The organism is Rhodococcus sp. APC 3903, assembly GCF_030407755.1.
Classification (GTDB): domain Bacteria; phylum Actinomycetota; class Actinomycetes; order Mycobacteriales; family Mycobacteriaceae; genus Rhodococcus_F; species Rhodococcus_F erythropolis.
The window spans coordinates 203748-219776 of sequence record NZ_JASDCV010000007.1; the positions used below are offsets into that span (position 1 = coordinate 203748).

A 16029-nucleotide genomic window follows, 5' to 3' on the forward strand; every position below is an offset into this window, starting at 1 on the left:
GCGCCGAAACTCATTCAGCTTGTGAACTTGTCCTTGATATCCGAGACCTTGTCACTGACAGTGTCTCCGGCCTTCTTGACCTTTGCCTCGCCCTGATCGGCAACACCTTCGGCAGCCAGATCGTCATTGCCCGTGGCATTTCCGATCTTTTCCTTGGCTTCGCCGATGAGATCCTCAGCGCGGTGCTTTGCCTTGTCGATGAAGTCAGACATATGTTTCTCCTTCTTGAATTCGGTGTGGATTCGGTCGTGCGTTCGGCCGTGGGATTCGGCCGTGGGATTCAGTCGAACTCGAACTGCGTGGACAAATGTGTCAGCGTTTTCCGGTGACTGCCTTGACCAGGAACAGCAAGATGACGGCGCCGAGGAGGCAAGTGAGGAAGCTGAAGATCCAGCCTGCACCCTCGACATCGACGCCGAAAACTCGAAGCAGGAAACCACCGATCAGGCCGCCGATCACACCGACAACGATGTTGAGGAAGATCCCCTGCTGCGCATCGGTTTTCATGATCTTGCTGCCGATCCAACCCGCTAGTCCACCGATGATGATCCAGGCGATGATTCCGAGTGAGAGCATTGTGACTCCTTGAGGTAAGGGACGGCGCAATGAGAGACTGCCGGTGAAGGGAGAGTTCCGAGCGATCGGCCCGCGCAACTAGACCGTGATCGCGGGTTGTGTTTGCACACAACCGGACTCTCCGCCGCACGACGCGGGGGATCGTGCACTCAGTAGCAGCCACATTGTCTGCTTACCTTTCTATCAGGTGTTCACGACAGAACCAAAATGACTGGCGATTCACCACATACGAGAAACGACACTCACCGACGCGCACATGATCAGCGTCACTACGATCGCGATCGCCATCGAAGTGACGGTCGCAAGGAGCACCGTGACACACAGTGCCACAGCAACATCCATGACTCTGTGCACGATCGGGAGGTCTACCAATACCCGGTCACCGGGAGGCTCAAACCTCGATTGATCAGAGAGTTCTCGGCTCATCGCGTTTCGCGCTTTCCACGGCGATGTGAGTTCTGGTCGCGACGGATGGATCACCGACCATCGACTCGACTTGATCCCCCGTGTCAGTGACGCGAGAAATCAACTCGGACAACGTTTCCGATCCGGATACGACGCTACGTCTCAATGTCACTCGCAAATCGATCGTGCGAACTCCACGATCGAGCAACGCTTTTCCTCGGACACGCGACACTTCGTCGAAGTCCTCCAGTGATGCGCTCGCCCCTTCCGCCACCGCACCCAGATCCGCGGTGATGGAATTGTGCGAGTTCGACCCAGGGACCGTGATCTCCTTCACCCGACGCAGCGGCACATGCGCGATCAACCACCGCAACGCGAGGAGGACTAGCAGTACTCCCCCAGCTCCGACAGCCCATGGCCACCACGAGTGATCGACAAGATCTTCAGCCCACGGGATCTCGATACGCGCCGGGAAATCCTTGATCACGTCGCGATTCCACAGGATCGCTGCAACTCCCAGCGCTATCGCGAGCATCCCCACGACGCATGTCGCCACGCGATCCATCGCCGTCGCCGTCCGAGTCATGACAGTGATCCCGTCTGGATACGAACCTTGATTCGCGGCGATGGTGACAGCGACCCGGCCAAGTCCCCCAGCACCGCACGGATTTCCGATTCAGCGGTGGCGGCTCCATCGGGCGTGACCGAGGCCTTCACTTCCAGCTTGCGCCGGGTCGCGTGGGACGAAGCGGATCGAACCTGGGCCAGTGACTCGACGCGAACAGACGCTATCGCCGCTACATCGGCGGGATCGATCCATGTATTCGCGACTCCGACCAAGGCATTGGCAGTCTTTCGTCGCGGTTTGAGTCCGAGGATGACGAACCACAGGCCGAGAACGACGGCTGCGATCCCCGCCGGCAACATCCAACCCTGGTACCCGAGCCCGTCCACATATGCGGCAGCACTTGGTATCCACTGCGACCCGGTGATCACGCCGGTATCCACCAGCGCGTCGCGGACGCCGACCACGCCGAGCGCAAGTAGCGCCGCGGCGATGAGGAATCCCGAGACGGCCGATCCGGGCGCCGCAAGGGGAACAGGAGCAGCAGCCCTCGAGGCAGTGGGTGGTGCGACCTTGTCGGCGGTCATCGCACTTTCCTTCCCGCGTCACGCTTGGTCGATGCCGGGAGAACGCTCACGATCGCCACGTCCACGCCGTCTACGTCCAGGCCCGATACAGACTGCAACTGGGTTGTCACGTTCTCTCGCACCGCGGTACCGATGACCGACAAGGATCCGGGCCACTCGATCGCGATGTCCACCTTGGCCCGTACCCGCTTGCCGGATACCAGCACTCGCGCCCTCGGCAATTCGCGCCCGGTCAGTTTGTCCATGCCGGCGGCGTGATGGCGCACCCCCGGGGTTCCGCGCGTCGCCTCGAGAACCAACTTCTGCGCGACTCTGTCTCGAATCGTCAGCGTTCCGCGATCGCCCGGCTCACCAAGCACAGACGACTCCGGTCGAGCTGTCTCAGCCACGTCCGCGACCCTTCAGCATCACACCGAGATCGAACTCGCCGTCACGCTGACCACCGACGAGGTATCCGATCACACCGAGAACCAGAGCGATGAGGAATCCGGTGAAACCGCCTGCAGCAGCTGCGACTCCGAGAAGTAGTCCTGCCAGTAGGCCGACAGTCGAGGTGGTCATGTGAATCCTCCGTTGTGGATGATGTTCGATGGTGCCGGTCAGATCTCGGTGTAGGTCTTTGCACCCGGAAACCGAGCGCGCACCCGCGTGTACTGGGCCCGAACGGGTTTGGCTATCTGTCGCATCGTGCCGCGCAGCGACGTGCGCACAACCACACCGATCGGGGATGCGAAGTCCCGGTCGACGCGTTCGAGTGCTCGATTGAGCGCGTCGGCAGATCCGCCCACGTCGGGGTGGTAGTTCCTGATCGCCTCTCGGCGTGCGGATCGTCGATCGGGAACTGAACCCCGAGAGTGCTCAGGCATCGCGTCCACGACCGACTACGTCTTCCACTGTCACGTTCACGGGGCCTGTGACGAGTCCTGAAACCGCTTGGCGGATACGTAAAGCCGTGTCTCGAACGGCGGCGTCGGCGAAGATGCACACATGGATGTCTGTCGACGACTCCGTCACCCGCACGCCGACGACGCGGCGACCGGGGAGGTACGTGCCAACCTCGCCGAACATTCCGGCATGAAGCGAGGCGACCCCAGGTACCCCCGTCACAGCCGCCGCGATGGTGTCAGCGATTTCGGAACTCACTGCACCCGTGCAGTCTTGGGCTCGCCGGTTTCGTCGTCGCTGCCCTCGTCGAGGTGGACGTCGTGAACTGTGATGTTCACCTCGGTCACTTCGAGACCCGTCATCCGTTCGAGCGCCGCAATGACGTTGCGGCGAATGCCGGTGGCCAGATCGGCGAGCGATACGCCGTACTCGGCCACGATGTCGATGTCGACCGCTGCCTGCTTTTCGCCGACCTCGACCGATACTCCCTGGGAGTGGTTGACACTCGCGCCGGGGATCCGCTCGCGCAGTGCCCCGACAACCCGGGACGCTCCGCCGCCGACGTCGTACACACCGCTCACCTCTCGCGTGGCGATGCCGGCAATCTTCGAGACAACGGTGTCGGCGATCGACGTCTTTCCTTGAGAGCTCACGAGAGCCGAGTCGTTCGATGATGCAACATCCTTCGTAGATGCTGTCGCAACCTGTGTGCTGACCATTGTCATCTCCTCCTGTTGATCGATCTACCTGTGTAGTCGTCACTCGAAGGCAAAACCGAATGCCCCAGTCAGGTGACGTGCATCACTGACACTTGTTAGTTACTGTCCGTAACATTCAACGCCCCGGCCGGGCGAACAATCTTCGAACGCAGCCGAGTTTTCCGCATTTCCGCGAGAGGAGCGACTGTGGCGTTACCGCACACACAGGGGCTCACCGAAGCACCTGACGGCTTGGACACCGCAACGGTGGACGCTGCGATACTCGGCGACCGAGAAGCATTCGAGTCACTGGTGCACTACTACGGACCTGCACTTCACCGCTATGCGCGTCGAATGCTCGCAGATGAAGGCGACATTCTCGAGGTAGTCCAGGACACCTTCGTGGCCGCGTGGCGCCGACTCGATTCATTTCGTGGCGAATCGTCGATGCGAACATGGCTTTTCGCGATCTGTTCCCGAAAGATCGTGGACAGCTATCGAATCAAGAGAGCGCAACCGATCGACGACAAGCTGCTGGATCCTCTCGTGCCGTCTCCCGAGGCCGGCCCGTTCGACACGACCTCGAACGCCGCGTTCCTGGAGGCACTGGAAGAAGCGTTGGGTGAATTGCCTTATCGCCAGCGTGCGGCCTGGACGCTGCGAGAGGTGGAGATGCTCACGTTCGTTCAAATCGGCAAGATTCTGAGACTCACTCCGGATGCAGTGCGAGGGCATCACCATCGTGCACGGGCTAACCTGAGTGAACGAATGACGAGGTGGCGATGACTGAATCACGAACCGACGCATTGATGGCGCACGCATCCGACGTCCTGCGGAACGCTCCCGAGCCAGGCTGGGATCGAATCAGCGACAAGGTGATCCGGGCGCTACGGTCGACCTCGGCGTCCGGTTGGCCGCTCGACGCACACGCGTCCGAAGGTCCACGTCTAGGCACGGTGTCGGTGAGCGATCACGTACTCCGCACCCATTTGGCCGCCGAGATACGTTCTCGACACCACTGCTCGCCGAGCAGTATCGAGTTCTTCGTCGACGGCCACGAAATACGTTCACTACGTATCGAACTGGCAGCGCCATACGGAGTGGATCTGGCCGAACTGTCGGACCGGGTTCGATTCACCGTCGTCGATGTCGTTCACCTGATCCTCGGTGACATGGACCCACCCGTCTCTGCAGAGAGCGTCCACATCGCCGTAGTCGACATCGTGGATGATCTACCTGCCGAGGAGAACACCAAAAGCCACTCCGAGCACTAGGTGTTTGTTCGGCAAGTGTTTGGGAACCCGGCACTCATGACCACGCCCCCACCACCGGATCCGGGCCCCGTCCCCGACCCGGGGTCGCCGACACCACCCGCGCCGGCACCACCCGATCCGCTGAATCCCCCGCCCGTGCCACCGACTCCGACGCCACCGAACCCGTATCCCCCGGATCCGATCCCGCAGATCTGAAGTCAGCTGCCCCGAACTTCAGACTTCAGCCGCCGAGTTCGGCGATCATCTCGCTCAACGATTCTGCGGCGATACGTAGTTCACCTTCGTCGGGGTTGTCGGGCGAGGACGGTAGGCGCTCGGCCAACTGCTCGCGAGTGACAAGCGAGATACCATCGAGGCCGAACCCTTCTTCATCGGGGACGTAGATCTCGATCTCACCCCCAACCGCTACCAATTCCGAATGGGGCCCGCTGCCCAGCAGTGCACGCAGGTGTTCGGTCGTCACGGTCATATGGTTCACGTGAAATCTCCTGCTTCGGTGACAGCTGACTTTGCCGGTATGGCTCGACGTGACGTACTGACTCGACGTGACGTACTACCCCTATTGAGTACCCCTCGCGGGTGAGCAAGAAACGACAAGTACATGAACACCAACCTTCAGAGAGACGCAGCCACCATGAGTGAACGAAATTCCACCGACCGCAATGATCAGACGGACGAGCCGCAGACCACCGGCACCGACCACGGTCCCGGAACCGGGGCCGATGCCGCACACAAGGACGTTCAGACCGATCCGTCGGGCGAGCGTACGTGGGCCGACGAGGGTGGAGCCTCGAGTACCGGCCCGGCAACCGACACCGACTGATCGCGCAAGAGCTCAGTCATCGGGACCAAGGTCCCGTGGGCCGACGCTCACGGGTCCTTGAAATCCTTACGGATCTAACGCTTTTCACCTGGGTTTTCGCGATGCGGTAAGGTAGGCACTCAGCACGGTTGAGTACCCAGCCGTTGAAGACGAGCACGGTTCGTGCGTTGCTTCCCGTGCCGTTTCCCGGTTTCGAACGAAACCGTTTCGAACCAGACCGTTCGAACGAACCGTTTCGAGCAATCCGTCAGGAGTTTCGATGAACGAGTTTTCGAGAACTACAGATGAGCGTACGGACAGTCCCCCCACATTCACCACGACGTGTGCGGAAAACATTCAATCACTCGTGGTCAGCGGCGAGATCGACGTCCGGTCCCGAGCTGATTTCGCTGCCTGCGTCGACGACCTGATCGGTGAGCGTCACCCGTTCGTACTCGACTGCTCGGACGTCCAGTTCATCTCCGTCGGAGGTCTTTCCATCATCGAGACTCTGTCGGCCAAGGCACGAAGGCTCGGCGTTCCTTGGACGCTCGTCGCAGCGCACCCCGTCAGGCGCCCGCTGTCTCTTCTGAAGATGGACGCAGACATCGTGTTCACCGACTCGACAGCCGAGGCGGTCACATACCTGTCCTCGACCACCGTGCTGGACGAGACCCTGGCGGAGCCGATGTCGGCGTGAGTACCGATCTCGAAAAGCTCTCCGAATTCGTCGTCGTCGCAAACCGACTACCCGTCGATCTCGAAACCGACGAGGACGGTGGCAAGAACTGGAAGCGAAGTCCGGGTGGACTCGTCACTGCTCTCGAACCCATCCTGCGACAGCGAGACGGCGCTTGGGTCGGCTGGCCGGGCGTCGCGGACGAGAAGGTAGATCCCATAGTGGTTGACGGCCTTCGTCTGTTTCCCGTCGAGCTGACCTCTCAGGACCTCGCCGAGTACTACGAGGGGTTCTCCAACGACACGCTGTGGCCGCTCTACCACGACGTCCTGGTGGCACCGACGTTCGAACGGTCGTGGTGGCACACGTACGTCGCGGTCAACCAGCGGTTCGCCGAGGAAACCGCCCGTTGCGCCGCGGACGGAGCCACCGTCTGGGTGCAGGACTATCAATTGCAACTCGTGCCGGCAATGCTGCGCGAACTGCGTCCGGACCTGACGATCGGGTTCTTCCTTCACATTCCGTTTCCTCCGGTCGAGCTCTTCATGCAGCTTCCGTGGCGCAAGGAGATCGTCAAGGGAATGCTGGGCGCCGATCTGATCGGCTTCCACTTGCCTGGTGGCGCAAACAATTTCCTGTTTTTGGCCCGAAAACTACTCGGACTCAAGACAACGACCGCGGGCGTCGGTGTTCGAAGTGCGCTCGGGCATGTGGATTTCGACTCTCGCGTCGTCAAGGTGGGGGCATTTCCCATCTCCGTCGATTCGGCCGAGCTGGAGCGCCAGTCGAAGAGCGAATCGGTCCTGCGCCGCGCACGCGAATTGAAGGAAGAGCTCGGAAATCCCGAAAAAATCCTGCTGGGAGTCGACCGCCTGGACTACACCAAGGGCATCGACCTGCGACTGCAAGCCCTCAAGGAACTCCTCGACGAGGGCCGCTTGGATCCGGAGAAGTACACGATGGTGCAGCTCGCCACGCCCAGTCGTGAACGCGTGCAACACTATATCGACCTTCGCAGTGTCATCGAGGAACAGGTGGGCCGCATCAACGGCGACCACAGTCAGATCGGCCGCCCCGTAGTTCACTACCTGTATCAGCCGGTCGACCGCGAAGAACTGATCGCACTGTTCGTCGCTGCCGACGTCATGCTCGTGACGCCGATGCGTGACGGGATGAATCTGGTGGCCAAGGAGTACGTGGCCTGCCGAGGCGACCTCGGAGGCGCTCTCGTTCTCAGCGAGTTCACCGGTGCTGCAATGGAATTACGACAGTCATACCTGGTCAACCCGCACGATTTGGACGGCGTGAAAAATACAATCCTGACCGCAGTTCATCAGGATCCGAAAGAGGGCCGTCGCCGTATGGCTGCGCTGCATCGCCAGGTCATGACGCATGATGTGCATCAGTGGGCCGAGTCGTTCCTGACGGCACTTTCGCCGCCCGAACCGCGCCCGGACAATCAGTTCGTCACGGAGCGCGAGTCTGACTTTGCACGCAACAACTGACCCCGTGGGCTTGCGTCAAGGGTGAGCGGAGACTCGAGCTAGGATTGGTTTCAGTTCATCGTCAAGCAGCGGCTGCGAACTGATCTCCTCAACATAGCCGTGCAATGCTGCATCGGCCCAGAAAGACAGGCCGACCATGCCCCTCACGGTGAAATACTCCGAAACCTACAACGACGCTCTCATCGCGCTCGCTGCTGCTACTCATCGGCCGGCCAATGTGGTGAACCTGTTCGGCGAGTACGCCATTCGTGTCGATCTCGAATACAACCGTTATCTTCTGGCGACCAATACCGCGGCCGGACTCTCCGATCGACCCGACAACGGAGAATCGTGGCTGGTGCGGTTCTTCCAATCCGAAAACACCGACACACCGGATCGCCTCCTCGCGGAAGCGTCGCATCAATGGTTGGTCGATGCTTTGGACGCCGCGCTCGAACAGATCGAAGCGGCAGGCAACAAGATCTCCGCCGACGCGGACTTCGGCGACCCTACCCGCACCGAAACTCCATCCTGAACGGCATCGTATGGAGCAACGCTACTAGTCACCCTCGGCGGTCAACTGGCTGATTCGAGCCGCCAAGACTGCATTTTCGGCCTCCAGGGACAGAATCAGACGGATACCGACCAGATTGACTCCGTCGTCGATCAGCGCGGTGATTCGTCCGAGCGTATCCAGGTCGGCCTCGCTGTACCGGCGTGTACCGCCATCCGTGCGGGTTGGTGTGAGCAGGCCCCTTCGCTCGTAAAGGCGCAGCGTCTGAGGTCCTACCCCGGACAGTTCTGACATCACTGAGATCCCGTATACGCCGCGCAGCGCCCGGGTCTGGGATTCCGACGTCACTGGAACCTCCTAGTTCGGTGTCGGCTGTCTCAATCGGCGTCATCCGACCTTAGCATCATCACGCAGTGAATCTGACGCCCAGGACATAGATTCAAGCGTGTCCAGGGCCACTCATGACAAAAATCGTCGAGCCGAGAAGGCATGTAATGGCAGATCAAAGCCGATTTCGGCAAGATCGCACAGGGAGCTTCCCTTAGCCGTCGAATCGAAGTAGCCTTGCCAATTATCTACATCGGCTGATATAGATTTTGTAGCACTTGAAAGCGCCATAACCGGCACTCGAAGGTGTAGAACACCCAGACGTCGGAGTCGGTGGTTCAGCCGACTCCCTCACGGCACACTCTTCACCGGGAGCAAGATGACGACGATCGACATCCCGCCCACACAGGGCGAGAGCACCACCGGCATCGGAATCACTGTTGCAAGCGCGACTTTGACAACCGAAGAGGTCAAGCGCCGAATCGCGATGATGTACGGCGACCCGGTGACAGAGGAGCCAGTAGCACTCGCGCACTGAACCTGACCGACACGCGATCCGATTGACGATGGCGCGAGACCGCCCGTTCGCGGGCGATCCCCATCAAGACGAGAGGAAAACATATGTCCGAGTTCACCGTACCGGGACTGAGCAGCGCAGACGGTTCGTCCGTCGCCGATATTCTGCAGGAACGCCTCAGCGCCTACAACGACCTTCATCTGACGCTCAAGCACGTCCACTGGAACGTCGTCGGACCCAACTTCATTGGCGTGCACGAGATGATCGACCCACAGGTGGAGCTGGTTCGCGGCTACGCCGATGATGTGGCGGAACGTATCGCGGCACTGGGCAACTCCCCCAAGGGCACAGCGGGAGCGATCGAGCGCGATCGGACTTGGGACGACTACTCCGTCGGCCGCGACGACGCTCGCGCCCATCTGGCTGCGCTCGACCTCGTCTACACCGGGGTCATCACCGACAGCCGCACTGCAATCGACAACGTCGGCAAGATCGATCCGATCACAGAAGACATGCTGATCGGCCAAACGGCACAGTTGGAGAAGTTCCAGTGGTTCGTTCGTGCGCACCTCAAGAACTCCGGCGGCAGCCTCGTACACGAAGGCGCGTCCACCGAGCAGGATGCCGCAAACGAGGCGCGTCAGAACTGACGCTCCGTCCGCGATTTCGGCCGATCGGGGGTCGGCCGAAATCGCGATCCCCACAACAGGAAAGGGCAAGAGCATGTCTGCGGACTCGCGCGGCACGTCGGCACAAACGCGTCGCGAGTATCAGATGTTCGTGTTGCAACAGCGTTTGTTGTTCGGATCGATCGTGGCAGGCACCGCCCTTGGAGTTCTCGCGATCAATTACTTCTGAAATATCAGGGGCCGCAGCCGTCGAAGACAGGACAGAAACGACACAATCATGAGTTCGAGCACTCTCCGCTCGATCGTTCGAAGCGATCGATTTGCGGCAAGCACTTCTTCTCTTCTGCTCGTGGACAGCGATTTCCGTATCCAGGGCGCAAACGACGAATACCTTGCCGTGTCCGGCCGCAGCCTCGATCAGTTGCACGGAGTGGAAGTGTTCGAAGCCTTCCCCGACAATCCCGACGACTCGTTTGCCGACGGAATCTTCTCGTTGACAGCGTCATTCGAGCGCACGATGCACTCCAGAACTCGGGACGCACTGCCGACTCAGCGTTACGACGTGCGCGATGAGCGAGGTAGTGGGCTGTTTGTCACGCGCTATTGGAATACGGTCAATTCCGCCGTCACCGATGATGACGGCAGGGTGATCGGAGTGCTTCATCGTGTGTACGAGGTTCAACGACCCCAGGCTCAGCAGTCCAGTTCAGCGTCAGACGTCCTCACCCGCCTTCGCGCGGAAAACGACGAACTGAGAAGAGCTTTGGATTCTCGGCCCGTGATCGAGCAGGCCAAGGGATTGCTGATGGCCGAGCGCGAGTGCTCGGCCGACCAAGCCTTCGACCTTCTGGTCGAGATGTCGCAGGAATGGAACGTCAAGTTGCGCGACATCGCCGGTGGTCTTGTCGCCGCAGCAGAGAGACGTGCCGTCGATCAAAAGAATTCCTGACGACCGGGATTCAAAGGTTGTACGGCTGGGTAATGACCGACCAGAGGTACCCCCGAAATCTTCCCCTCGAGGGAGGAGCCTCGAAGGTCCCGCCGGTTCAGGCCGGCGGGACCGAGCTTTGCCTTAACACCCGACCCGGATCCCCGATCCGAGTCGAGTTCGTCACGCAGCGAAGGGAACGTCCATGTTCATGCGCTCCTACACATCTCCCAGGCCCCTTGCCGACGAGTGGGATTGGCAGCTGTCCGGCACCTGCCGCGACACCGACCCCGCCCTGTTCTACGACGACACGAACGAGCGCGGCTCCAGGCGAGCGAAACGCGAGAGTTCGGCGAAGCTGGTGTGCGCCAGGTGTCCTGTCGTTCAGAGATGCCTCGTGCACGCCATCCAGACCGGGGAACCCCACGGTATCTGGGGCGGCATGACCGCGACCGAACGAGAATCGTTGCGTAAAGGTCGAACTGAACCACTGATCAGTGCCGCTGCGAACTCACCGGAGTAGGTGGCAACCTCAAGGCCTGGCCTCGTGATGCCGTAAACCGTGCGTGCGGCGTCGCTCCTTCATCTCGGCTTCGAAGAGGTGCGGCACTCCACCGGCCAGCTTGTCACGCACCACCTGTTCGCATTCGCGAAAGAAGGACCAGTAGTTCTCGTCGAACTCCTCGACCAGCTGGAAGGTCCAGCGCCCTTCGACCACGTTCCGGCCCATCAACTCTTTCTCGACCTGATCGGCCAGCTCGTCGTTACCGCTGGTTCGCAGTAGCTCTACGACCTCGTCGAGCATCAGATCTGCATGTCCGATCAGCTGATGGAAGTCGTACAGAGCGCCTCGCGCCCGCTCCACCGTTTCGAGGGCGTTCGACAACACCCCCGCTGCCTTCACCTCGTCGTCCGTGACGCCTTCCGGTCGTGCGTGTACGGGGATCTGCCTGTCCGCCTGAGTGCCCATGAAACGGACGTACCCGAACGGGTCACAAATGAAAGATGGGATTCGGTACGAGCGCACCACAGGTGATGTGTCTCACAATTCATCCTCTAGTTCGGGTAAAGAGGATTACTTCGCCGGGCGAAGGGTAATCGAAGGCCATGAATACTTCCGGGGTAGAGATGGCTGGCACGCATGGCCGGTACCGTTCCTTGCCTCGGTCCGCCGGAATTACGCCACATCTACCTACAGGAAGCCCCTTGATTCCTCTGTCGAGTCCGACCGAAGCCGAACTTACTCACGACTCCATTGCCTCGCTCCGCGTCCGAGCGTCGTACTCCCAACTGCCGACTCTGCGCGGAATCACCCGCACGGTTGCCAACAACACCGGATTGGACGTCGACGGGACAGCCGACCTTGCTCTGGCGATGGACGAAGTCGCGAGCATCCTCATCGGCCATGCGATACCGTCCAGCGACTTGACCTGCCGATTCGAGACCTACGGTCGCACTCTTCGGATCGTCGTGTCGGTGATCGCACACTCCGAAATACCCGACAAGTCCCACAGCTTCGGATGGTTCGTTCTCGAAGCACTGGTCGACTCGGTCCGTTTGGAGCAATCGGAAATCGACGCGGACGGTCACATCACCCTGACGATGACGCTTGAAAAGGGCTTGCTCCAGGAGCGTGCGTGACCGCTGTCCCACCGGACGATACTGTCCCACCGGGCAAGGCTGTACCACCGGACAAGAAGGACCAGTACGAACTAGCTGTCGAATTGTTCGTCTCGATGGCTTCGCTTCCACCGGATGATCCGACCCGAGAAAAGATCACCAACTCGATCATCGAACTGTGCCTACCGCTCGCCACCCACGTTGCACGTCGCTACCAGGGGCGCGGCCAACCTTTCGAGGACTTGGAACAAGTTGCGCGCGTGGGGTTGGTACAGGCTGTGCAGCGATTCGACGTAGACAAAGGATCGGATTTCCTGTCGTTCGCAGTCCCCACCGTAATGGGTGAGGTACGCAAGCATTTTCGCGATCACGGCTGGTCCGTACGCGTACCTCGCAGCCTTCAGGAACGACATCTTGCCCTCAACCGGGCGCTCACGTCGTTGTCGCAGACGCTCGGCCGTGCACCGACGGTAGCGGAACTTGCGACGGAGCTCGACATCGAGCCGGACGAGGTCGAACAGGGGTTGACCGCCGGAAATTCGTATCGAACCACACCGCTCGACACCGCGTCAGCCGGCGACGGGAGCGGACTGACTCTGATCGATACTTTGGGACAGTACGACGAAGCGATCAGTCGGATCGACAATCACGAAACCCTGCGACCCGCGCTCCTTGCACTACCGGAGCGCGAGCGCACGATCGTGGTTCTCAGATTCTTCGGTCATCTCACCCAGTCCCAGATTGCCGAAAAGATCGGCATCTCTCAGATGCATGTATCCAGAATCCTCACTCAGACACTGAAGCAGCTGCGCACCGAGATGGGTGAAATCTTCTGAAGTAGGTCCCCAGGATCAGATGTATTCCTGCGCAAGACGTTCCATCTCGTCTCGGTCAATGAGCCCGGGCTGGCCGATGTCGAGAGCCTCGAGATACTTGTTGGCGAGACGGTAATCGTGCCCCCACCGGCCGTGCTCGCCGTCCTGCTCGGTGCGCTGAACACTGGAACCGGGCGGAACCTCGTCCTGCAGACCGTTGGTCTCCGCGCCGATCAGTGTGTCGAGCTTGGTCGAGATGGCCGTGAGTGCATCGCGGTCGTTCATCTGAAATCCCTTCGTCAGGTGGCGCTGATCCCCAACCATACCGAAGTGTCGAGCCAAAAACATTGCACCGCTTAATGTTCGACTACAAGCCTGGACCGATCCAAGCCCTCGAGCTACACTGAGCGATACCGAGGTTGAGAATACAGCCGGGGCTGAAGCCGCTGGCGCTCGGTTCGCATCAGGACTCTGGATTCAGGTCACAACTTCCTGCGTACATCCATTGGGCTCAATGCTTTCCACACCTGGACTCTTCCACTTTCCGTGCCGCCAGGTCGGTCGTCAGCCTTTCGACGAAAAGCACACAGACCGGATCTGCCATGAATCTGAATGAACTCGACCACACAGCGATCGATTTCGTCGATCCCTCAACACAATTGGGTCCGATCGTGGACACACAAGGCTTCGCAGCCTGGCGGATAACGCCCTCGACAGTCCTGATCCAGGTCGACGTCGACCTCGATAAACTGTCCGCCCCAGAACTGAGAGAACTTCTCAACTCGTACGCTGCGGAGTGGTCCCGCGTCATTCTCGACCTGTCCAACTCACTGTTCGTCGGTGCGGTCTGCCTCGAACTGTTCGCCGAACTGAACTCCCGTTCACGAGCGCACGACTTCCAGTGGTCCGTCATCGGGTCACACCCGCTTCGACGCTTGCTTCGGGCCGCACGGGCGGAAGAGGAATTTCCGGTCACCAACTCTGTCGAGGGAGCAATGCGCGCGCTCGCCGAAGCAGAAAAGTCACTCGAAGCCTCCTGACGCCAAGCCTGCACCGGCGTCGAGCGCCGCGCGCTCGCAGCGACTAAGGTTCGTCGGGCTGTCCGACGAGCTGAGAGAGACCGAGAATGACAATCGCCAAGCGCCTCGATGCCTTGCAACAGAAGCATCCGGCCCTGGGGTTCCCGATAGCGGTCCTCTACAAGTTCCTCGACGATCAAGGTGTTTATCTCGCCGCGCTGATCGCGTACTACGGCTTCGTCTCACTCTTCCCTCTTCTTCTGTTGCTCTCGACCATTCTCGGCTTCGTGCTCTCTGGCAACCCCGAGCTTCAGCAACAAATCTTGGACTCCGCTCTGCATCAGTTTCCGGTGATCGGTGACGATCTGGGCAATGCGCAACAGATCGGCGGCGGTGTCACAGGGCTGGTGATCGGAATCGTCGGTGGTCTCTACGGTGGCCTCGGTGTCGCTCTGGCTTGCCAGAATGCGATGAACACGGTGTGGTCGGTGCCCCGAAACATGCGACCGGATCCCATCCGCGGGCGTCTTCAAGGGTTACTGCTCCTGGGCACCATCGGTCTCGCGATCTTGGGGACCACCGCTGTCTCCAACATCGGCGGTGCGCTTCATCTGGGCGGTTCGTTCAGCTTCCTGTTGACCCTTGCGGTAGTCGTCTTGAATGCAGGCATCTTCATCGTCGCTTTCCGGCTCACCTGCGCCCGCCCGCTCTCGGTAGCCGATGTGGCGCCTGGAGCGATCGCCGCTGCTGTTCTCTGGCAAGCACTTCAGTCCTTCGGTGCCCTCTACGTGACCTCCGTGGTGCGGGGTGCCTCCACCACCAATGGCGTCTTTGCCATCGTTCTGGGTTTGTTGGCCTTCTTGTTCCTCGCTGCCGCCTCGATCGTCATGTGCGCGGAAATCAACGTCGTGCGAGTCGACAAACTCCATCCGCGGGCGTTGTTGGCTCCGTTCACCGACAACACCGAACTCATCGAAGGCGATCGGCGTACCTTCGCCGATCAAGCAAAAGCCCAACGCGCGGTTCCCCACGAGAACATCCATGTGACGTTCGACGGGCACACCAAACCCGACGATTCGGACTGATCTCGACCCCGATCGAGTTGGGTATTTGGTCCCCTCCTGGGTATCAGGGTGGCATTCTGCGCCGCGAATCCAGATTTAACACAGGTGTTGTCATTTCGCGCTACATCGAAGCGACGAATACATCACAGCAGGTAAACGTGCATAGTTGAACAATCACCTGCTTCCGACGGGGTCCAGGAACGGGACAAACCCGTCAAATACTGCAACTCGCCATGCATGTAATTGGAGACAGAAAAAGAAGAGCATGGCAGGATCAGGTGTGAGACCGGACTCTCGATGGGAGGGCTCGGCTCGATGGATCCAGGAGAATTTGGTTATGGCTCAGGGCAGTGTCAAGTGGTTCAACGGTGAAAAGGGCTTCGGATTCATCGAGCAGGAAGGTGGCGGACCGGATGTGTTCGTTCACTACTCGGAGATCCAGGGCAGCGGCTACAAGTCCCTCGACGAGGGCCAGAAGGTCGAGTTCGAGATCGGACAGGGCCAGAAGGGCCCCCAGGCTCAGAACGTTCGCGCCATCTGAGTTCGATCCCAGTCTGACTTCAGACTGAAAAGGCTGGACGCTGCACCGCACGGTGCCGGCATCCAGCCTTTTCTTGGTTTCAGGGCCGTCTTGGTTTACG

General features: G+C 60.1%; 29 protein-coding genes. 16 read left to right on the forward strand and 13 right to left on the reverse strand.

Annotated elements, in window-relative coordinates:
- Nucleotides 1-14 precede the first annotated feature (14 nt).
- From QMA15_RS12455 to QMA15_RS12495, 9 genes are all read right to left on the reverse strand, one after another.
- Nucleotides 15-212 (reverse strand): CsbD family protein, encoded by a 198-nt coding sequence (locus QMA15_RS12455; RefSeq protein WP_019747449.1) that lies wholly within the window; start codon nucleotides 210-212, stop codon nucleotides 15-17.
- 100 nt (nucleotides 213-312) lie between these two features.
- A complete protein-coding gene (locus QMA15_RS12460; protein WP_047890188.1) occupies nucleotides 313-576 on the reverse strand; it encodes a GlsB/YeaQ/YmgE family stress response membrane protein in 264 nt (87 codons plus the stop codon).
- A gap of 406 nt (nucleotides 577-982) precedes the next feature.
- Nucleotides 983-1567: a hypothetical protein gene (locus QMA15_RS12465; RefSeq protein ID WP_046378100.1), complete on the reverse strand. Its 585-nt coding sequence runs from the start codon at nucleotides 1565-1567 to the stop codon at nucleotides 983-985.
- Complete coding sequence (locus QMA15_RS12470) at nucleotides 1564-2133, reverse strand: DUF6286 domain-containing protein (RefSeq protein ID WP_279163190.1); 570 nt, start codon at nucleotides 2131-2133, stop codon at nucleotides 1564-1566. Before QMA15_RS12470 ends, QMA15_RS12465 begins: the two co-directional genes overlap by 4 nt.
- A complete protein-coding gene (locus QMA15_RS12475; protein ID WP_019747452.1) occupies nucleotides 2130-2522 on the reverse strand; it encodes an Asp23/Gls24 family envelope stress response protein in 393 nt (130 codons plus the stop codon). The genes QMA15_RS12470 and QMA15_RS12475 overlap by 4 nt, the downstream gene beginning before the upstream one ends.
- Nucleotides 2515-2694 carry a hypothetical protein gene (locus QMA15_RS12480; protein ID WP_003943629.1) on the reverse strand — a complete coding sequence of 60 codons (180 nt, stop codon included), beginning with the start codon at nucleotides 2692-2694 and terminating at the stop codon, nucleotides 2515-2517. The genes QMA15_RS12475 and QMA15_RS12480 overlap by 8 nt, the downstream gene beginning before the upstream one ends.
- A gap of 38 nt (nucleotides 2695-2732) precedes the next feature.
- Nucleotides 2733-2921 (reverse strand): hypothetical protein, encoded by a 189-nt coding sequence (locus QMA15_RS12485; protein ID WP_223258031.1) that lies wholly within the window; start codon nucleotides 2919-2921, stop codon nucleotides 2733-2735.
- 70 nt (nucleotides 2922-2991) lie between these two features.
- A complete protein-coding gene (locus QMA15_RS12490) occupies nucleotides 2992-3276 on the reverse strand; it encodes a hypothetical protein (protein WP_021343181.1) in 285 nt (94 codons plus the stop codon).
- On the reverse strand, nucleotides 3273-3737 hold the full coding sequence (locus QMA15_RS12495; protein WP_003943699.1) for an Asp23/Gls24 family envelope stress response protein: 465 nt from the start codon (nucleotides 3735-3737) through the stop codon (nucleotides 3273-3275). The genes QMA15_RS12490 and QMA15_RS12495 overlap by 4 nt, the downstream gene beginning before the upstream one ends.
- A gap of 186 nt (nucleotides 3738-3923) precedes the next feature.
- Here QMA15_RS12495 and QMA15_RS12500 point away from each other — a divergent pair, with 186 nt between their 5' ends.
- Together QMA15_RS12500 and QMA15_RS12505 are read left to right on the forward strand one after the other, a co-directional pair.
- Nucleotides 3924-4502 carry an RNA polymerase sigma factor gene (locus QMA15_RS12500; protein WP_020968728.1) on the forward strand — a complete coding sequence of 193 codons (579 nt, stop codon included), beginning with the start codon at nucleotides 3924-3926 and terminating at the stop codon, nucleotides 4500-4502.
- Nucleotides 4499-4990, forward strand: coding sequence for a hypothetical protein (locus QMA15_RS12505; RefSeq protein WP_225989303.1), 492 nt, complete (start codon nucleotides 4499-4501; stop codon nucleotides 4988-4990). Before QMA15_RS12500 ends, QMA15_RS12505 begins: the two co-directional genes overlap by 4 nt.
- A 220-nt stretch (nucleotides 4991-5210) precedes the next feature.
- On the opposite strand, the gene QMA15_RS12510 is transcribed toward QMA15_RS12505, so the two are convergent.
- Nucleotides 5211-5459: a hypothetical protein gene (locus QMA15_RS12510; protein ID WP_019747457.1), complete on the reverse strand. Its 249-nt coding sequence runs from the start codon at nucleotides 5457-5459 to the stop codon at nucleotides 5211-5213.
- Between the two features lie 165 nt (nucleotides 5460-5624).
- Here QMA15_RS12510 and QMA15_RS12515 point away from each other — a divergent pair, with 165 nt between their 5' ends.
- From QMA15_RS12515 to QMA15_RS12530, 4 genes are all read left to right on the forward strand, one after another.
- A complete protein-coding gene (locus tag QMA15_RS12515; protein ID WP_279163189.1) occupies nucleotides 5625-5813 on the forward strand; it encodes a PI-type proteinase in 189 nt (62 codons plus the stop codon).
- 259 nt (nucleotides 5814-6072) lie between these two features.
- Nucleotides 6073-6492 carry an STAS domain-containing protein gene (locus QMA15_RS12520; RefSeq protein WP_019747460.1) on the forward strand — a complete coding sequence of 140 codons (420 nt, stop codon included), beginning with the start codon at nucleotides 6073-6075 and terminating at the stop codon, nucleotides 6490-6492.
- Entirely contained in the window at nucleotides 6489-7976 is a 1488-nt protein-coding gene (locus QMA15_RS12525) for a trehalose-6-phosphate synthase (RefSeq protein WP_019747461.1), read from the forward strand. Before QMA15_RS12520 ends, QMA15_RS12525 begins: the two co-directional genes overlap by 4 nt.
- A 136-nt stretch (nucleotides 7977-8112) precedes the next feature.
- Nucleotides 8113-8490 carry a hypothetical protein gene (locus tag QMA15_RS12530; protein ID WP_019747463.1) on the forward strand — a complete coding sequence of 126 codons (378 nt, stop codon included), beginning with the start codon at nucleotides 8113-8115 and terminating at the stop codon, nucleotides 8488-8490.
- A gap of 24 nt (nucleotides 8491-8514) precedes the next feature.
- Here QMA15_RS12530 and QMA15_RS12535 read toward each other — a convergent pair whose 3' ends face one another.
- On the reverse strand, nucleotides 8515-8817 hold the full coding sequence (locus tag QMA15_RS12535; RefSeq protein ID WP_003943719.1) for a MerR family transcriptional regulator: 303 nt from the start codon (nucleotides 8815-8817) through the stop codon (nucleotides 8515-8517).
- Nucleotides 8818-9175: 358 nt separating this feature from the next.
- Here QMA15_RS12535 and QMA15_RS12540 point away from each other — a divergent pair, with 358 nt between their 5' ends.
- The 5 genes from QMA15_RS12540 (at nucleotide 9176) to QMA15_RS12560 (ending at nucleotide 11393) form a co-directional block, all read left to right on the forward strand.
- Nucleotides 9176-9334 carry a hypothetical protein gene (locus tag QMA15_RS12540; RefSeq protein WP_003943664.1) on the forward strand — a complete coding sequence of 53 codons (159 nt, stop codon included), beginning with the start codon at nucleotides 9176-9178 and terminating at the stop codon, nucleotides 9332-9334.
- 83 nt (nucleotides 9335-9417) lie between these two features.
- Nucleotides 9418-9963: a DNA starvation/stationary phase protection protein gene (locus tag QMA15_RS12545; protein ID WP_290284699.1), complete on the forward strand. Its 546-nt coding sequence runs from the start codon at nucleotides 9418-9420 to the stop codon at nucleotides 9961-9963.
- Nucleotides 9964-10036: 73 nt separating this feature from the next.
- A complete protein-coding gene (locus QMA15_RS12550; protein ID WP_020968725.1) occupies nucleotides 10037-10171 on the forward strand; it encodes a hypothetical protein in 135 nt (44 codons plus the stop codon).
- A 48-nt stretch (nucleotides 10172-10219) separates the two neighbouring features.
- Complete coding sequence (locus tag QMA15_RS12555; RefSeq protein WP_020906546.1) at nucleotides 10220-10891, forward strand: ANTAR domain-containing protein; 672 nt, start codon at nucleotides 10220-10222, stop codon at nucleotides 10889-10891.
- Between the two features lie 190 nt (nucleotides 10892-11081).
- Nucleotides 11082-11393 carry a WhiB family transcriptional regulator gene (locus QMA15_RS12560; protein ID WP_037120154.1) on the forward strand — a complete coding sequence of 104 codons (312 nt, stop codon included), beginning with the start codon at nucleotides 11082-11084 and terminating at the stop codon, nucleotides 11391-11393.
- 9 nt (nucleotides 11394-11402) lie between these two features.
- Here the strand turns inward: QMA15_RS12560 and QMA15_RS12565 are convergent, their stop codons facing one another.
- Nucleotides 11403-11840 (reverse strand): hypothetical protein, encoded by a 438-nt coding sequence (locus QMA15_RS12565; protein ID WP_029254688.1) that lies wholly within the window; start codon nucleotides 11838-11840, stop codon nucleotides 11403-11405.
- 236 nt (nucleotides 11841-12076) lie between these two features.
- Here QMA15_RS12565 and QMA15_RS12570 point away from each other — a divergent pair, with 236 nt between their 5' ends.
- Both QMA15_RS12570 and QMA15_RS12575 read left to right on the forward strand, forming a co-directional pair.
- The gene (locus QMA15_RS12570; protein WP_019747468.1) at nucleotides 12077-12511 is read left to right on the forward strand and encodes an anti-sigma factor; all 435 of its coding nucleotides are present in this window, start codon (nucleotides 12077-12079) and stop codon (nucleotides 12509-12511) included.
- A gap of 95 nt (nucleotides 12512-12606) precedes the next feature.
- Nucleotides 12607-13326: a SigB/SigF/SigG family RNA polymerase sigma factor gene (locus QMA15_RS12575; RefSeq protein WP_223258034.1), complete on the forward strand. Its 720-nt coding sequence runs from the start codon at nucleotides 12607-12609 to the stop codon at nucleotides 13324-13326.
- A 15-nt stretch (nucleotides 13327-13341) separates the two neighbouring features.
- Here the strand turns inward: QMA15_RS12575 and QMA15_RS12580 are convergent, their stop codons facing one another.
- Complete coding sequence (locus tag QMA15_RS12580; protein WP_020968722.1) at nucleotides 13342-13590, reverse strand: hypothetical protein; 249 nt, start codon at nucleotides 13588-13590, stop codon at nucleotides 13342-13344.
- 317 nt (nucleotides 13591-13907) lie between these two features.
- Between QMA15_RS12580 and QMA15_RS12585 the strand changes: the two genes are divergently transcribed.
- The 3 genes from QMA15_RS12585 (at nucleotide 13908) to QMA15_RS12595 (ending at nucleotide 15929) form a co-directional block, all read left to right on the forward strand.
- The gene (locus tag QMA15_RS12585) at nucleotides 13908-14345 is read left to right on the forward strand and encodes an STAS domain-containing protein (protein ID WP_019747471.1); all 438 of its coding nucleotides are present in this window, start codon (nucleotides 13908-13910) and stop codon (nucleotides 14343-14345) included.
- A gap of 86 nt (nucleotides 14346-14431) precedes the next feature.
- The gene (locus tag QMA15_RS12590; RefSeq protein ID WP_003943713.1) at nucleotides 14432-15409 is read left to right on the forward strand and encodes a YhjD/YihY/BrkB family envelope integrity protein; all 978 of its coding nucleotides are present in this window, start codon (nucleotides 14432-14434) and stop codon (nucleotides 15407-15409) included.
- A gap of 316 nt (nucleotides 15410-15725) precedes the next feature.
- Nucleotides 15726-15929, forward strand: coding sequence for a cold-shock protein (locus tag QMA15_RS12595; RefSeq protein WP_003943666.1), 204 nt, complete (start codon nucleotides 15726-15728; stop codon nucleotides 15927-15929).
- The last annotated feature ends 100 nt before the right edge of the window (nucleotides 15930-16029 follow it).

Coding starts and splice junctions, on each gene's coding strand:
- QMA15_RS12505 (WP_225989303.1), top strand. CDS start 4,499: ATGACTGAATCACGAACCGACGCATTGATGGCGCACGCATCCGACGTC.
- QMA15_RS12530 (WP_019747463.1), top strand. CDS start 8,113: ATGCCCCTCACGGTGAAATACTCCGAAACCTACAACGACGCTCTCATC.
- QMA15_RS12545 (WP_290284699.1), top strand. CDS start 9,418: ATGTCCGAGTTCACCGTACCGGGACTGAGCAGCGCAGACGGTTCGTCC.
- QMA15_RS12520 (WP_019747460.1), top strand. CDS start 6,073: ATGAACGAGTTTTCGAGAACTACAGATGAGCGTACGGACAGTCCCCCC.
- QMA15_RS12460 (WP_047890188.1), bottom strand. CDS start 576: ATGCTCTCACTCGGAATCATCGCCTGGATCATCATCGGTGGACTAGCG.
- QMA15_RS12455 (WP_019747449.1), bottom strand. CDS start 212: ATGTCTGACTTCATCGACAAGGCAAAGCACCGCGCTGAGGATCTCATC.
- QMA15_RS12595 (WP_003943666.1), top strand. CDS start 15,726: ATGGCTCAGGGCAGTGTCAAGTGGTTCAACGGTGAAAAGGGCTTCGGA.
- QMA15_RS12590 (WP_003943713.1), top strand. CDS start 14,432: ATGACAATCGCCAAGCGCCTCGATGCCTTGCAACAGAAGCATCCGGCC.
- QMA15_RS12565 (WP_029254688.1), bottom strand. CDS start 11,840: ATGGGCACTCAGGCGGACAGGCAGATCCCCGTACACGCACGACCGGAA.
- QMA15_RS12465 (WP_046378100.1), bottom strand. CDS start 1,567: ATGACTCGGACGGCGACGGCGATGGATCGCGTGGCGACATGCGTCGTG.
- QMA15_RS12575 (WP_223258034.1), top strand. CDS start 12,607: ATGGCTTCGCTTCCACCGGATGATCCGACCCGAGAAAAGATCACCAAC.
- QMA15_RS12480 (WP_003943629.1), bottom strand. CDS start 2,694: ATGACCACCTCGACTGTCGGCCTACTGGCAGGACTACTTCTCGGAGTC.
- QMA15_RS12550 (WP_020968725.1), top strand. CDS start 10,037: ATGTCTGCGGACTCGCGCGGCACGTCGGCACAAACGCGTCGCGAGTAT.
- QMA15_RS12540 (WP_003943664.1), top strand. CDS start 9,176: ATGACGACGATCGACATCCCGCCCACACAGGGCGAGAGCACCACCGGC.
- QMA15_RS12515 (WP_279163189.1), top strand. CDS start 5,625: ATGAGTGAACGAAATTCCACCGACCGCAATGATCAGACGGACGAGCCG.
- QMA15_RS12580 (WP_020968722.1), bottom strand. CDS start 13,590: ATGAACGACCGCGATGCACTCACGGCCATCTCGACCAAGCTCGACACA.
- QMA15_RS12510 (WP_019747457.1), bottom strand. CDS start 5,459: ATGACCGTGACGACCGAACACCTGCGTGCACTGCTGGGCAGCGGGCCC.
- QMA15_RS12470 (WP_279163190.1), bottom strand. CDS start 2,133: ATGACCGCCGACAAGGTCGCACCACCCACTGCCTCGAGGGCTGCTGCT.
- QMA15_RS12560 (WP_037120154.1), top strand. CDS start 11,082: ATGCGCTCCTACACATCTCCCAGGCCCCTTGCCGACGAGTGGGATTGG.
- QMA15_RS12555 (WP_020906546.1), top strand. CDS start 10,220: ATGAGTTCGAGCACTCTCCGCTCGATCGTTCGAAGCGATCGATTTGCG.
- QMA15_RS12585 (WP_019747471.1), top strand. CDS start 13,908: ATGAATCTGAATGAACTCGACCACACAGCGATCGATTTCGTCGATCCC.
- QMA15_RS12495 (WP_003943699.1), bottom strand. CDS start 3,737: ATGGTCAGCACACAGGTTGCGACAGCATCTACGAAGGATGTTGCATCA.